The sequence below is a fragment of the Allostella sp. genome, from assembly GCF_041913585.1.
Lineage (GTDB): Bacteria > Pseudomonadota > Alphaproteobacteria > ATCC43930 > Allostellaceae > Allostella.
Genome location: NZ_JAYSFE010000093.1, coordinates 1 through 13,680 on the forward strand (window position 1 = coordinate 1; position 13,680 = coordinate 13,680).

Annotated in this window: 13 protein-coding genes; 4 read left to right on the forward strand and 9 right to left on the reverse strand. The window is 71.8% G+C overall.

Going from position 1 to position 13,680, the window contains the following annotated elements; translation table 11 throughout:
• Window positions 1-144: 144 nt before the first annotated feature.
• From ACE3Q3_RS16755 to ACE3Q3_RS16765, 3 genes are all read left to right on the forward strand, one after another.
• Window positions 145-642, forward strand: a complete 498-nt coding sequence (locus ACE3Q3_RS16755) for a MarR family winged helix-turn-helix transcriptional regulator (RefSeq protein WP_374448012.1) — start codon at window positions 145-147, stop codon at window positions 640-642.
• Window positions 639-938, forward strand: a complete 300-nt coding sequence (locus ACE3Q3_RS16760) for a DUF1330 domain-containing protein (RefSeq protein WP_374448013.1) — start codon at window positions 639-641, stop codon at window positions 936-938. The genes ACE3Q3_RS16755 and ACE3Q3_RS16760 overlap by 4 nt, the downstream gene beginning before the upstream one ends.
• A 139-nt stretch (window positions 939-1,077) precedes the next feature.
• Window positions 1,078-1,941, forward strand: a complete 864-nt coding sequence (locus ACE3Q3_RS16765) for a branched-chain amino acid aminotransferase (protein WP_374448014.1) — start codon at window positions 1,078-1,080, stop codon at window positions 1,939-1,941.
• Between the two features lie 45 nt (window positions 1,942-1,986).
• On the opposite strand, the gene ACE3Q3_RS16770 is transcribed toward ACE3Q3_RS16765, so the two are convergent.
• Window positions 1,987-2,640 (reverse strand): HAD family hydrolase, encoded by a 654-nt coding sequence (locus ACE3Q3_RS16770; RefSeq protein WP_374448015.1) that lies wholly within the window; start codon window positions 2,638-2,640, stop codon window positions 1,987-1,989.
• Between the two features lie 18 nt (window positions 2,641-2,658).
• Between ACE3Q3_RS16770 and ACE3Q3_RS16775 the strand changes: the two genes are divergently transcribed.
• Window positions 2,659-2,940, forward strand: a complete 282-nt coding sequence (locus tag ACE3Q3_RS16775; protein ID WP_374448016.1) for a cupin domain-containing protein — start codon at window positions 2,659-2,661, stop codon at window positions 2,938-2,940.
• 18 nt (window positions 2,941-2,958) lie between these two features.
• Here ACE3Q3_RS16775 and ACE3Q3_RS16780 read toward each other — a convergent pair whose 3' ends face one another.
• From ACE3Q3_RS16780 to pdxH, 8 genes are all read right to left on the reverse strand, one after another.
• Window positions 2,959-4,908 carry a calcium-binding protein gene (locus tag ACE3Q3_RS16780; RefSeq protein ID WP_374448017.1) on the reverse strand — a complete coding sequence of 650 codons (1,950 nt, stop codon included), beginning with the start codon at window positions 4,906-4,908 and terminating at the stop codon, window positions 2,959-2,961.
• Between the two features lie 43 nt (window positions 4,909-4,951).
• Complete coding sequence (locus ACE3Q3_RS16785; protein ID WP_374448018.1) at window positions 4,952-5,254, reverse strand: ArsR/SmtB family transcription factor; 303 nt, start codon at window positions 5,252-5,254, stop codon at window positions 4,952-4,954.
• Between the two features lie 13 nt (window positions 5,255-5,267).
• On the reverse strand, window positions 5,268-6,374 hold the full coding sequence (locus ACE3Q3_RS16790) for an NAD(P)/FAD-dependent oxidoreductase (protein WP_374448020.1): 1,107 nt from the start codon (window positions 6,372-6,374) through the stop codon (window positions 5,268-5,270).
• 51 nt (window positions 6,375-6,425) lie between these two features.
• Complete coding sequence (locus ACE3Q3_RS16795; protein WP_374448022.1) at window positions 6,426-7,619, reverse strand: glycosyltransferase; 1,194 nt, start codon at window positions 7,617-7,619, stop codon at window positions 6,426-6,428.
• Between the two features lie 51 nt (window positions 7,620-7,670).
• Complete coding sequence (locus ACE3Q3_RS16800; protein WP_374448023.1) at window positions 7,671-10,811, reverse strand: efflux RND transporter permease subunit; 3,141 nt, start codon at window positions 10,809-10,811, stop codon at window positions 7,671-7,673.
• 4 nt (window positions 10,812-10,815) lie between these two features.
• Complete coding sequence (locus tag ACE3Q3_RS16805) at window positions 10,816-11,892, reverse strand: efflux RND transporter periplasmic adaptor subunit (RefSeq protein ID WP_374448025.1); 1,077 nt, start codon at window positions 11,890-11,892, stop codon at window positions 10,816-10,818.
• 145 nt (window positions 11,893-12,037) lie between these two features.
• Window positions 12,038-12,955 (reverse strand): cation diffusion facilitator family transporter, encoded by a 918-nt coding sequence (locus tag ACE3Q3_RS16810; RefSeq protein ID WP_374448028.1) that lies wholly within the window; start codon window positions 12,953-12,955, stop codon window positions 12,038-12,040.
• Window positions 12,952-13,542, reverse strand: coding sequence for a pyridoxamine 5'-phosphate oxidase (gene pdxH, locus ACE3Q3_RS16815; RefSeq protein ID WP_374448030.1), 591 nt, complete (start codon window positions 13,540-13,542; stop codon window positions 12,952-12,954). Before pdxH ends, ACE3Q3_RS16810 begins: the two co-directional genes overlap by 4 nt.
• Window positions 13,543-13,680: the final 138 nt, after the last annotated feature.

Here is a 13,680-nt window from a genome sequence, read left to right on the forward strand (position 1 = left end):
GCGGGAAACCGCGGCCCCTTTCTCGTCTGCGGGCAGCGGATTTCCCGCGGCCGCGATTGAGCCGGCCCGGCGCATCGGGTAGCCTCCGCGCCCTACCAATCCCGGGCGGGGACGACGGCCCGGGCGCTGCCGGGAGCGGCCCCCTTGGCAAGACGCGACGATCCTTCGGACGACGAGGCGGATGCCGGCAGCGCCGGCTTCGCGCTGTGGCAGGTCAGCAACCTGTGGCAGCGCACGATGCGCCGGGTGCTGCAGGATTTCGACCTGACCCATGTCCAGTTCGGGCTGCTGGCGGGGCTGGCCACGGTGCAGCGCCAGCGCGGCGCACCGGTGACGCAGGCCGACCTCGCGGCCTTCTGTCATGTCGACCCGATGATGACCTCGCAGGTGCTGCGGACGCTGGAGTCGGCCGGCTGGGTCGAGCGCCTGCCGCACCCGACCGACACCCGCGCCAAGTGCCCGACGCTGACCGCCGCCGGCCGGGCGCTGCTCGCCCGCGCGACGCCCGAGGTCGCCGAATCCGACCGCGCCTTCTTCGCCATGGCCGGCAAGAAGAGCGACCGGCTGGTCCGCAGCCTGCGCAAGTTGCGCCGCCGCGCGGAAGCCGCCATGAAGAAGCCGGAAGAAGAGGAGCGCGCATGAAGGGCTATGTCATCGCCAGCGTCGAGGTCCAGGATCCCGCGACCTACGAGACCTACCGCTCGCAGGTACTGGCCACGGTCGAGAAGCACGGCGGCCGCTTCCTCGTCCGCGGCGGCCGCGCCGAGCAGAAGGAGGGCGCCTGGACGCCGGGCCGGATCGTCGTCCTGGAGTTCCCGTCGCTCGCGGCGGCGCGCGGCTGGTACGAGTCGCCCGAATACGCGCCGCTCGCCGCACTGCGTCAGAGCGCGTCGCGTACCGACATCCTGCTGATCGTCGAGGGCGTTCCCGGAGTCTGAACCGGCAGGGCGGCGTCCGGTGCAGAGCAGCCCTGCGCTGCATGGGGTTTTATCCCGGCGCGCGCGGGGCTAGACAGGCGCCTTCGCCGTCCCGAACGGACAAGGGCGGGGCGGTCAGGGCAATTCCCGGGAGGAACGAATGGCAGCCTGGACCTACTTCGAAGGCACGTGGCACGAGGGCAATCCCAAGCTGATCGGTCCCCTGACCCAGGCGGCCTGGCTGTGCTGCACCGTCTTCGACGGGGCCCGGGCCTTCGAGGGCAAGGCACCCGACCTCGACCAGCATTGCCAGCGCGTCGTCCGCTCGGCCCGCTCGCTCGGCATGAAGCCGACCCGGACCCCGGACGAGATCGAGGCGATCGCCCGCGAGGGCATCGGCCGCTTCGGCGAGACCGCGGAGCTCTATATCCGGCCGATGTTCTGGGCCGAGAACGGCGGCGTCGAGCCCGATCCCGACAGCACCCAGTTCGCCCTGGCGGTGTACGAGTCGCCGATGCCGAAACCGACCGGCTTCAGCGCCTGCCTGTCGCGCTTCCGCCGGCCCTCGCCCGAGATCGCGCCGACCGACGCCAAGGCGGGCTGCCTCTATCCCAACAGCGCGCGCGCCCAGGCCGACGCCCGGGCCCGCGGCTTCGACGCCGCCATCATGCTCGACATGCACGGCAACGTCGCGGAGTTCGCCAGTTCCAACCTCTTCATCGCCCGCGACGGCGAGGTCCACACGCCGGTCGTGAACGGCACCTTCCTGGCCGGCATCACCCGGGCGCGGGTGATCGAGCTGCTGCGCGGCGCCGGCGTCACCGTCCACGAGCGCACCATCAGCTATCCCGAGGTCACGACCGCCGACGAGATCTTCTCGACCGGCAACTACGCCAAGGTCGTGCCGGTGACGAAGATCGAGGACCGGCCGCTGCAGCCGGGCCCCTTCTACCGCCAGGCGCGCGCGCTCTACTGGGACTATACCCACGGCGACGGCCGCCAGCCGCTGCGCGCGGCCGGCTGACCCCGCCCGGGCCAGCTGACGAGCCGGGCCAGCTGACGAGCCGGGTCAGCCGACGAGCCGGGCCACTGCCCCGAGCCGGTCGACGATGCGTTCGGCGCCCGCCGTGCGCAGCCGGTCGGCGTGCGACGGTCCGCAATGGCTGCCGCCGGTGAATCCGACGGCGCGCATCCCGGCCGCGACCGCCGCGGCGATGCCGGCGGGGCTGTCCTCGACCACGAGGCAGGCCGCGGGCGGCACGCCCATCCGGCGGGCGGCGTGCAGGAAGAGGTCGGGCGCCGGCTTGCCGCGCTCGACCTCGGTCGCGCTGAAGACGTGCGGGCGGAAGAGGGGGGCGAGGCCCGTCACTCCCAGCGTCAGCGCCAGCCGCTCGTGGTCGCTGCTGGAGGCGACGCAGACCGGTCGCGCCAGCGCCGCCACCGTCTCGGCCGCCTCCGGCATCGCCTGCAGTTCGGCGGCGAAGCGGGCGAAGAGGCGTTCCCGCTCGGCCGCGCGCAGGGCGGGCGGCATCGGGCCGAACCGCCCTTCGAGTTCGGCCTGGATGTCGCGGGCGCTGCGTCCGACGAAGCCGAGATACTCGTCGAACGGGATCGGGAAGCCGAACTCGGCCAGCGTCTCGGCGGCGGTGCGGCAGGCGATGAGTTCGCTGTCGATCAGCACGCCGTCGCAATCGAACACCACCAAGTCTACAGTGCGTTCCATCAAGCGGGAGTTCCTCCGATGAGCGAAGCAGCCAAGCCGACCGTGTTCATCGACAACGACCGGGTGCGGGTGACCGAATGGCGGTTCGCGCCGGGTGCCGCCACCGGCTGGCATCGGCACGAGTACGACTATGTCGTCGTGCCGATCACCGACGGCACGCTGCTGCTGCGCACCCCGGAGGGCGAGCGCGAGGCGCCCCTCAAGCTGGGGGTGCCCTACAATCGCGACGCCGGGGTGGAGCACGACGTCATCAACGGCGGCACGACCGAACTCGCCTTCATCGAAGTCGAGTTGAAGTAGCCCCGGGGGCGCCCGGTCCTAGAGGACCAGGGCGCCCTCCCACGGCACGTAGTCCGAGCCGTTCCAGCGGAACGAATAGACCAGATCGTCGCCGGTGCGCGGCGTGAGATCGGGTCCGACATCGCGGATGTTGAGGATGTCGACGATCTCGGGGTCGAAGCGTGTGGCGCCGCTGCCGTCGATCGGCCCGATGGTCCAGCTTCCGTCCTCCTCGGCGAACAGGCGGACCTGATCCGGAGTCAGGCGCTGGTACGGCGCGCCGCCCGAGCCCCAGTAGAGGACCAGTCCGTTGCCCTGGCCGTCGGCATCGTCGTCGACGATGGTGACGGCCCCGTCGCCCCAGCCGACATAGTAGGTGTCGAAGCCGGCCCCGCCGACGAGGGTGGTCGGCCCGCGACCGGCATAGAGGAAGTCGTTGCCGGCCTCGCCCAGGAGCGTGTCGGCGCCGGCGACGGCATAGAGCGCGTCGGCGTCGGCGCCGCCATAGACGAGGTCGTCGCCGCTGCCGGCGACGATCAGGTCCTGTCCCGACCCGGCATAGATCAGGTCGTCGCCGCCGGCCGCGGCGACGGTGTCGGCGCCGGCTCCGCCCAGCAGGGTGTCGTTGCCGTCCTCCGGCCGATCCGGCTGGCTCCAGATATCGCCGTCGACCGGCGGCTGGTCGCCCCAGATCGAATCGTCGCCGGCCTGGCCGATCAGCAGGTCGCTGGCCGACCCGCCCGACAGGAAGTCGATGTCGTCGCCGCCGTCCAGCGTGTCGGCGTCGCCGTTGCCGAGGAGGAAATCGACGCCCTTGCCCCCGCTCACCACGTCGAGGCCGACACCGCCCGTGAAATTGTCGTCGCCCTGGCCGAGCCAGGCATGGGCGGTGCCGTAGGCGCCGTCGACATTGACCGTGTCGTCGCCGGCGCTGCCGTAGACGCCGTTGAAGACCGGCAGCGAGCCGGGGAAATCGTCATTGTCCCAGCCGTCGGCGAAGCGCAGGAAGATGCTGTCGTCGCCCATGCCGCCGTCGGCCAGCGCGGCGCCGTCGTCGGCGAAGATCGTGTCGTCGCCGGCGCCGCCGACCATCGAATCGAGATATCCGGCCTCGCCGTAGACGAGGTCGTTGCCGGCGCCGCCCTGGACGAAATCGTCGCCCGCCCCACCATGCAGCGTATCGTCGCCGGCGCCGCCGGCGACGAGGTCGCTCTCGCCGCCGCCCTCGAGGACATCGTTGCCGGCGCCACCGTCCAGCGTGTCGCTCTCGCTGCCGCCCGCGATCCAGTCGTCGCCGTCGCGGCCGACGGCGAGGTCGCTGCCGGCTCCGCCGACCAGGATGTCCCAGCCGCTGCCGCCGTCGAGCGTGTCGCCGCCCGCCTCGCCGTCGAGGAAATCGTCGTCTTCGCCGCCGACCAGCCAGTCGTCGCCGTCGCTGCCCTCGAGCGTGTCGCGTCCGAGGCCGCCGTCGAGCAGGTCGCCGCCGCCGCCGCCGTCGAGCAGATCGTCGCCGCCGGCCGCGAACACCGTGTCGCGCCCGTCGCCGCCCTGCACCTGGTCGAGGAAGTCGCCGCCGCGGAAGAGATTGTCGCCGCCGCCGAGGATGCCGATGGCGCGGGCATAGAGGCCGCCGACGACGATGGTGTCGTTGCCGCCCGGCCCGGTCGGGCTCGCACCGTCGCCGCGGATCTCGACGGTCGCGGTCGGGTTCACCAGCACCACCGAGATGCTGTCCGCGCCGTCGCCGCCGATCACCTCCGGCGCGCGCGGGGTGCCGGACTCGTTGCGCCAGTCGGGCGCGAAGGCAATGTCGATCGTGTCGTCGCCGCTCTCGGCGTCGATGGCCGCGACGCCGTCCGGATCGGTCAGGACGTCGTCGCCGGCGCCACCCCAGAGCCGGTCGAGATAGCCGGCGGCGCCGTCGATCGCGTCGTCCTCGCCGGTGCCGATCAGTTCGTCGTTGGCGGCCGTTCCTGTCAGGGTGGCCATGGCCCGCTCCTCGCCCGGACGGTGGGAGCCGGCACAGGCCCGGTCAGCCGCCTGGACAGTAGATCTCGTACAGTGTCTTCATTACCCGCATCGCGGCCTCGCCGTCGAGCGAGTAGTGGATGGTCTGGCGGTCGCGGCGGGTCTTGACCAGCCCGTCGGCACGCAGCCGCGCCAGATGCTGGGAGAGGGCCGACTGGCCGAGACCCACGAGGGCGCCGAGCTCGCCGACCGACCGCTCCCGCTCCGCCAGGTGGCAGAGCACCATCAGGCGGTGCGGGTTGCTCAGCGCCTTCATCAGCCGGGCGGCGTCCTCGGCGCTGTCCCGCAGCCGGGCGGCGTCGGTCATGGCGGCGCTCGGGTCAGGCGCCGTGGAGGCGCTGGGGCGCCAGCTCCGCTGCCGTCAGTCCCATTGCCGCGAGGTCCGGGGGCAGCGCGCCGCCGGTCACGATCGCAGCGACGGCGCGGCCCATCGCCGGCGAGGTCATGATGCCGTAGCCGCCCTGGCCCGCGCACCAGAAGAAGCCGGGCGCGTCCGGAGCCTCGCCGACGACCGGCGTCTTGTCGGCGACGAAGCTGCGCAGGCCGGCCCACTTGTGGGTGATGCGGCGCACCTCCAGCGTCGTCGCCCGCTCGATGCGGTCGACGCAGACCGCGACGTCGTACTCGTCGGGCTGGGCGTCGCAGGGCTCCGACGGCGTCTCGTCGGCGGGCGAGGCCAGCACGCGGCCGGCCTCCGGCTTGAAGTAGAAGGTCTCCTCGATGTCGAGGCCCATCGGCCAGCCATGCACGGGCGTTCCGGCCGGGGCGTCGAAGGTGATGGCGGTGCGGCGCTTCGGCACCAGCCCGATCGGGCGGACGCCGGCGGCCTCGGCCAGCCGGTCGGCCCAGGCGCCGGCGGCATTGACGACGACGGGTGCGCGGAAGGTTCCGTGCCGGGTTTCGACCGCCCAGCCGCTGCCCGACGGCCGGGCGACGGCGTCGCCGGTAGCCGTCACCACCTCGCCGCCGCGTTCGCGCAGGGTGCGGAGGAAGGCCTGGTGGATGCCGTGGACGTCCATGTCGGTGGCGTCCGGCTCGTGGATCGCGCGCGTGAAGTACTCGGGCCGCAGGATCGGCAGCAGGCGCAGCGCCTCGGCCTTGGAGATCTCCTCGAAGGTCTGCGGGAAGGCCTTGCCCTCCTCCAGCGCGCGGTCGATCGCCGCGTCCTGCTCGGCCGTTCCGACGAAGACGACGCCGCGCGGCCCGAGGAAGCCGTGCTGGTCGAAGAACGGCTTGCTGGCGATGGTCAGGATGCGGATGGCGCGGTTGCCGTAGTTCTCGGTGTAGAGCGCCGCCGAGCGGCCGGTCGTGTGATAGCCGGGCGCGTCCTCGCGCTCGAGCACGAGGACGCGGCCGTGGGCGGCGAGTTCGCAGCCGGCGGAGGCGCCGGCAATGCCGCCGCCGATGACGATGAAGTCGGTATCCATGGGCGGGGACCCTATCCGAGGTGTCGGTTGGCGCCTAGGGGCACCGGCCGGTCACCGGCTGGCCAGTTCGTTGCAGGCGGCGACGATCGCCGGCATGGCCGGCTTGGTCTCCCGGCTCGCCACCACCTCGGCCGCGCGCTGGGCGCGGGCGGCCAGTTCGCTGTCGTCGAAGGACGAGCGGAGCGCGCCGGCGACGGCATCCGCCGTCAGTCCCTGGCGCAGCCGCCCGCCGACGCGGAAGCGGAAGAGGACATCGGCCGTCAGCTGCTGTTCGAAGCTGGTCGGCGCCAGGATCTGCGGCCGGCCGAGCGCCAGCATGTCCTGGCTGGTGCCGACGCCGCCATGATGGACGACGCAGCGCGCCCGCCCGACCGCGGCGCGGAACTCGTCGCGGGGCAGGACTTCCGAGAGCACGCGGATGCCGATGCGCTCGAAGGCGTCGATCACCCGCCGCGAGGCGTTGCGGATGTAGGCCTGGCCGGTCGCTTCGGCGTCGGCCAGGCCCTGGCCGATCTCCGTCAGCTTCTCGAAGGAGCCGCTGAGATAGAGGAAGACCTCGCGGCCCGGCGGCGGCGGCGGCAGGATCTCCGGCAGCGGGCGCAGCGGTCCGACGGTGCGGGCCGGCACCACCCGGACATAGGGATCGAACTCGGGCAGGATGCAGACGAACTCGCGATCGCCGGCGACGATCGAGGGCAGGTGCTCGGGCTCCGGCCGGCCGCGGGCCTTCTGGACGCGCCGCACCACTTCCAGGATCGCCGCCTGCGGCAGCTGGCTCTCCGCCTCCTGGCGCAGGGTGGGGAACTCGTCGGGCGTGCTCGGCGGCTGCGAGAAGCCGTCGCCGATGGCGACGATCGGGATGCTGCCGCGGGCCGCCAGGGTCACCGTCGGCGAGAAGTCGCAGACGACGAGATCGGGCTTCACCGCGAGGAACACCTGCTCCCAGGCCCGGACCAGCGGGGTCAGCAGGTCGGCGTTGCCGTAGCCGACGAAGTAGAGGATGTCGGAGAAGCGGCCGACCTTGTAGCGCGCATCGTTGAGGGAGAGGTGCGGCAGCGCCCGGCTGACCGGCGCCTGCATCACCGGCCACGGCCGGTGGCCGAGGATCGGGAAGGTCTCGCAGACGTCGCCGACGGCGAAGACCGGCCGGTAGCCGAGCGGTTCCAGCGCGTCGGCGACGGCGATCAGGCGGCTGACATGGCCGAACCCGTAGCCGAGTTCGGCGGCGAAAAGGACGGTGCGCATCGGGATCGCTGGTCTGGGGCGGCGGCTCGCGCGAGTCGCGGGGCCGGCAGATTACTCCGCCGGGGCCGGCCGGTGGGCAAGATCGACGTCGCGGACGTCGCGGTCGAGGCGGCCGAGCTCGCGGGCGATCGCGCCCGTCGTCTTGGTGAAGCGGGCGAGCAGCAGGTAGAGCGCCGGGATCAGGAACAGCGTCATCACCGTCGCCACCGCCATGCCGCCGATGACGACCCAGCCGAGCGCCGAGCGCGCCTCGGCACCGGCCCCGGTCGCGTCGGCGAGCGGCACGGCGCCGAAGATGGTGGCGATGCTGGTCATCAGGATCGGGCGCAGGCGCACGACGGAGGCCTTCAGGACGGCGTCGTGGATCGACATGCCCTCGTCGCGCAGCTGGTTGGCGAACTCGACGATCAGGATGCCGTTCTTCGCCATCAGGCCGATCAGCAGGATCATGCCGATCTGGCTGTAGATGTTGAGGCTCTGGCCGGTCAGCAGCAGCGCGCCCAGCCCGCCGGTCACCGCCAGCGGCACTGCCAGCATGATGATGAGCGGATGGATGTAGCTTTCGAACTGCGCCGCCAGCACCAGGAAGACGATCAGCAGCGCCAGCAGGAAGGTGATGTAGACGCTGGAGGAGGCTTCCTTGTACTCGAGCGACGACCCCTTGTAGCCGATGCGGGCGAGCGGCGGCAGCACCTCGGCGATGACGCGCTCGACGTCGGCCAGCGCGTCGCCCAGCGCATAGCCGGGCGGCAGCGACGCCGAGATGGTGATCGAGGGCAGCCGGTCCATGCGGGTCAGCTGCGGCGGCCCCGCGACCTCGCTCAGGGTCGTCAGGTTGGACAGCGGGATGAGCTCCTGGGTCGTCGCCGAGCGCACGAAGATGGTGGCGAGGTCGGCCGGCCGGACGCGGTCCTCGACCCGCGCCTGCACCATCACCTTGTACTCGCGCGAGCGGTCGACGTAGGTCGTGACCTCGCGCGACCCCAGCATCGTCTGCAGCGAGCGGCCGATGTCCTCGATCGGCACGCCGAGCGCGGCCGCCCTGGGGCGATCGACATGGACGCGCAGTTCCGGCCGCGACAGCCGGTAGTCGGTGTCGAGGTTGAGCAGGCGCGGGTTGGTCGAGAGCCGCTCGATCAGCCGGTCCGACCACTCCTTGACGGTGGCGTAGTCGGAACCGCCGATCACCACCTGCACCGGCGGCTGGTAGCCGCGCTGGCCGAGGCTCGGCGGATTGACCGCGAAGGCCCGGATTCCGGGCACCGCGAGCAGCTTCGGGAAGATCTCCTGGACGATCGCCTGCTGCTTGCGCGCCCGCTCCTTCCACGGCTTGAAGCGGACGATGACGAGCGAGCGGTTGACCGGCGCCGGCCGCGCCAGCCCGGGCGCGACGATCGAGAAGACCGTGCGCGCCTCGCCGCCCTCGATGTAGGGGCGCACGATGTCCTCGACCTTGGCGGTCTCGTTCGCCGTGTAGGCCAGGGTCGAGCCCTCGGGCGCGGTGATCGGGATCAGCGCCAGGCCGCGATCCTCGATCGGCGCGAACTCCTTGGGCAGCGCCTGGTAGAGGCCGTAGGCGGCGGCCGAGACGACGAGCCCCAGCGCCAGGACGACCAGGGGCGCGGCCAGCGCGCGCGCGAGCAGCCATCGGTAGCCGGCGTTCAGGCCGTCGAAGAAGGCCTGGCTCCAGCGGAAGAGGCGGCCGTGGCTGTGCTTGGCCTGGAGCAGCTTCGAGCACATCATCGGGGTCAGCGACAGGGCGACGAAGCCCGAGAAGATGACCGATGCCGCGAGCGCGATGCCGAACTCGGTGAAGAGCCGCCCGGTGGTGCCCGACATGAACGAGATCGGGACGAAGACCGCGACCAGGACCAGCGTGGTGGCGATGACGGCGAAGGCGATCTGCCGGGCGCCGCGATAGGCGGCGAGCAGCGGCGGCTCGCCCTCGTCGATGCGGCGGTCGATGTTCTCGAGCACGACGATGGCGTCGTCGACGACGAGGCCGATGGTCAGCACCAGCGCCAGCAGCGTCAGCACGTTGATCGAGAAGCCGAGGGCGCCGAGGACGATGAAGGTCGCGGTGACCGACACCGGGATCGCGACCGCCGGGATGATCGTCGCCCGCCAGGAGCGCAGGAAGAGGAAGATCACCACGACGACGAGGACGACCGCGACCGTCAGGGCGTGGAAGACCTCGTGGATCGACTGGTCGATGAAGACCGATTCGTCGTAGCCGATGACGAGGCGGATGTCGTCGGGGATGTTGCCGGCGAGCCGCGCCACCTCGGCCTTGACCCCCTCGGCGACGGCGATCGTGTTGCCCTTCGACTGGCGGACGATGCCGATACCGACGGCGGTGCGCCCGTCGACGCGGAACTGGCCACGCTCGTCCTCCGCCCCGCGCTCGACCCGCGCGACCTCGCCCAGCCGCACCTGGTAGCCGTAGGCGTCGGTCTTGAGGATGATCGCGGCGAAGGTCTCGGGCGTGGCGAGGCGGGCGTCGGTGCGCACCGTCAGTTCGCGGCTGCGCGATTCGAGCCGGCCGCTCGGCAGCTCGACGTTCTGCTTGCGCAGCGCGCCCTCGATGTCGGGGACGGTGATGCCGCGCGCCGCCATCTCCTCGCGCGACAGCCAGATGCGCATGGCGTAGCGCCGCTCGCCCGAGATGATGACGCTGGCCACGCCCTCGATCAGCGAGAACCGGTCCTTGAGCTGGCGATCGATGAAGTCGGTCAGTTCCAGGGCGGTGCGGCGCTCGCTCACCACCGCCACCCAGATGATGGCGCGGGCGTCGGCGTCGACCTTGGCGATGATCGGCGTCTTGACGGTCTCGGGCAGGTCGTCGAGGGCGCGCGCGACCTTGTCGCGGACGTCGTTCGCCGCCGATTCGATGTCGCGGCCGAGCTGGAACTCGATCGTGATCTCCGACCGCTCGTCGCGGCTGACGGAGTTGATCGTCTTGATCGCCTCGATGCCGGCGACGGCCGATTCCAGCGGCTCCGTCACCTGGTTCTCGACGACCTCCGCCGAGGCGCCGGTGTAGGTGGTGGAGATCGAGACGATCGGCGGGTCGATGTCGGGATATTCGCGCACCTGCAGCCGCAGGAAGGCGGCGAGCCCGAGGACGACCAGCAGCAGGCTGAGGACGGTGGCGAAGACCGGCCGCTTGATCGAGACGTCCGAGAGGACCATCGGCTCAGCTGCCGGATGCCGGCGACACGGTCACCGCGCTGCCCTCTCGGATCTTCTGGGTGCCGCGCAGGATGATCTGGTCGCCGACGGCGATGCCGCGCGCGATCTCGACCTTGCCCGGCAGGCGCTCGCCGAGCGTGACCTCGACGCGGCGCGCCCGGCCGTCGCGGACGACGAACAGGTACTGGCGGGTGCCCTCCGGCACCACCGCCTCTTCCGGCACCAGCACCGCATCCTCGCGGCGCTCGGCGACCATCTCGACCATCAGGAACATGCCGGGCAGCAGGCTGCCGTCGCCGTTGTCGAACTCGGCGTTGACCCGGACCGAGCGGGTCACCGGGTCGATGCGCGTGTCGATCGCCCGCACCAGGCCCTGGTAGACGCGGCCCGGATAGGCCGCCGAGCGGGCCGAGACCGGCAGGCCGATGCGCAGGCGGCCCACCGTCACCTCCGGCAGGGCGAACTCCATCTTGATGCGGCCGACGTCGTCGAGCGTCGTCACCGCCGTGCCGGGCTGCACGAGATTGCCGAGGCTGACCTGCCGCAGGCCGACCTTGCCGGCGAAGGGCGCGACGATCCGCAGGTCGGCGAGGCGCGCCTCCATCGACTTGACGCGGGCGGTGCCGGCCTGGACCAGCGCCGTCGCCTCGTCGTACCGCGCCTCGGTCACCGCCCCGGAGCGGCGCAGGGCGTCGGCCCGCTGCAGCCGTCGGCGGTATTCGTCGAGATTGGCCCGGGCCTCATCGAGCTCGGCGCGGGCCTGACGGGATTCCAGCTCGATCAGCAGATCGCCCGCCTGCACCCGCTGGCCTTCGCGAAAGCCGATGGCCGAGACGATGCCGGTCAGCTTGGCGGTGACGGTGACGGCCTCGTTGGCGCGCGCGGTGCCGACCGATTCGACCCGCTCCTCGACCAGCCCGCGCTCGGCGCGCACGACATCGACGACGACCGTCGGGGCCCTCGGGGCCTGCGCGGTGGCGGTCGCCACCTTGCCGACGGCCTGCGACTGCCAGTAGTACCAGCCGCCGCCGCCCACCCCGGCCATGATCGCGATCACCAGAAGCTGCGTACCGACGCGCATCGCTCGAAGTCACCCGTTCCGTCGCGCCTCGGGCGCGGCCCGCTCCGCTCGCGCGCCGGCCCCTGGTCGGACCGGCCGCATGGAGTCCCGTCATCGAAGCAAGATCGGGGCCGCAGAATAGAGGATCGGGCGGGTTTCCCGCCACTCAATTCGCCGACGGCGCGTTCCGCTCCATTCCGGCGGGATCCTGGTGGATGATGATCTCGGCATGGGGAAAGGCGGCGCGGATCGCCGCCTCGACCGCATCGGCGACCGCATGCGCCCGGCGCAGCGGCATGCCGCCGTCGAGTTCGACATGGAGCTGGACGAAGGCGTGCGGTCCGGCGCTGCGCGTGCGCAGGTCGTGGACGTCGATGACGTCGGGATGGGCCCTGGCGATGGTGCGGATGCGCGCCCGGTCCTCGTCCGGCAGTTCCCGGTCCATGAGCTGCGTCACCGACAGGCGGATGATCTGCCACGCGCTCCACAGGATGAAGAGGCCGATGCCGATGCCGAAGAGCGGATCGAGCCACGGCAGGTCGAGCCAGCGGCTCGCCAGCAGCGACAGGATGACCGAGCCGTTGAGCAGCAGGTCGCTCTGGTAGTGCAGGGAGTCGGCGCCGACGGCGACCGATCCGGTGCGCCGGATGACGTGGCGCTGGAAGACGACGAGGGCGAGCGAGGCGAGGATGCTGACCACCATCACCAGGACGCCGACCCCGGTGTTGGAGACGGGCTGCGGGTCGACCAGCCGCCGCCCCGCCTCGAAGAACAGCAGCACCGCCGACCCGGCGATGAAGGCGGCCTGGGCGAGGCCGGCCAGCGGCTCGGCCTTGCCGTGGCCGAACCGGTGCTCGTCGTCCGCCGGCACCAGGGCATGGCGGATCGCCAGCATGTTGACGACCGAGGCGGCGAGGTCGAGCAGCGAATCGAGAAGGCTCGAGAGCAGGGCGACGGAGTCGGTGGCGACGTAGGCGGCCACCTTCATCGCGATCAGGCTGGCGGCGACCGCGACCGAGGCGCGGCCGGCCCGGCGCAGCAGGCGCGCGGTGACCGCCGGGTCGCGGACCGCAGCCGCGGTCACGGGAACAGGCGCTCGGTCGTCCAGCCGTCGGCGCCGCGGGCGAAGATCAGCCGGTCGTGCAGGCGGAACGGCCGGTCCTGCCAGAACTCCAGCCGCTCCGGTGCGACGCGGAACCCGGACCAGTGGGCCGGCCGCGGCACGGTGCCGATGGCGTAGCGGGCGGTGTAGGCGGCGACTTGCTTCTCCAGGTGGAATCGGCTTTCCAGCGGCCGCGACTGGGCCGAGGCCCAGGCGCCGATCTGGCTCGCCCGCGGCCGCGAGTGGAAATAGGCGTCGGCCTCCTCCGCCGACACCGGCGCGACCGCGCCCTCGACCCGGATCTGGCGCCGCAGCGACTTCCAGTGGAAGAGCAGGGCCGCGCGCGGGTTGGCGGCCAGTTCGCCGCCCTTCCGGCTCTCGAGGTTGGTGTAGAAGACGAAGCCGTCGGCGTCCGCGTGCTTCAGCAGCACCATGCGGACGGAAGGGAAGCCGCCCGGCGTCGTCGTCGCCAGCGCCATCGCGTTGGGATCGTTGGGTTCGGTCTTCTCGGCCTCCGCCAGCCAGTCGGCGAAGAGGCGGAGCGGATCGGCGGTGCGGATTTCGTCCATGATGCTACCATGATACCCGGGGTCGGGGTGCCGGACGGGCCGGAAGGCGGCCAGGATAGGGCGTCCGCGCATTTTTTCCATCCTGTCCGTCCTGGATGCGGCAAGTGGGCGTACCCATCTGAAAACCCGAGGGAAATC

What these genes read in the sequence shown, in the direction of transcription:
- ACE3Q3_RS16760 (WP_374448013.1), top strand. Translation starts at nt 639, where the DNA reads ATGAAGGGCTATGTCATCGCCAGCGTCGAGGTCCAGGATCCCGCGACC.
- ACE3Q3_RS16765 (WP_374448014.1), top strand. Translation starts at nt 1,078, where the DNA reads ATGGCAGCCTGGACCTACTTCGAAGGCACGTGGCACGAGGGCAATCCC.
- ACE3Q3_RS16795 (WP_374448022.1), bottom strand. Translation starts at nt 7,619, where the DNA reads ATGCGCACCGTCCTTTTCGCCGCCGAACTCGGCTACGGGTTCGGCCAT.
- ACE3Q3_RS16770 (WP_374448015.1), bottom strand. Translation starts at nt 2,640, where the DNA reads ATGGAACGCACTGTAGACTTGGTGGTGTTCGATTGCGACGGCGTGCTG.
- ACE3Q3_RS16800 (WP_374448023.1), bottom strand. Translation starts at nt 10,811, where the DNA reads ATGGTCCTCTCGGACGTCTCGATCAAGCGGCCGGTCTTCGCCACCGTC.
- pdxH (WP_374448030.1), bottom strand. Translation starts at nt 13,542, where the DNA reads ATGGACGAAATCCGCACCGCCGATCCGCTCCGCCTCTTCGCCGACTGG.
- ACE3Q3_RS16785 (WP_374448018.1), bottom strand. Translation starts at nt 5,254, where the DNA reads ATGACCGACGCCGCCCGGCTGCGGGACAGCGCCGAGGACGCCGCCCGG.
- ACE3Q3_RS16805 (WP_374448025.1), bottom strand. Translation starts at nt 11,892, where the DNA reads ATGCGCGTCGGTACGCAGCTTCTGGTGATCGCGATCATGGCCGGGGTG.
- ACE3Q3_RS16775 (WP_374448016.1), top strand. Translation starts at nt 2,659, where the DNA reads ATGAGCGAAGCAGCCAAGCCGACCGTGTTCATCGACAACGACCGGGTG.
- ACE3Q3_RS16790 (WP_374448020.1), bottom strand. Translation starts at nt 6,374, where the DNA reads ATGGATACCGACTTCATCGTCATCGGCGGCGGCATTGCCGGCGCCTCC.
- ACE3Q3_RS16780 (WP_374448017.1), bottom strand. Translation starts at nt 4,908, where the DNA reads ATGGCCACCCTGACAGGAACGGCCGCCAACGACGAACTGATCGGCACC.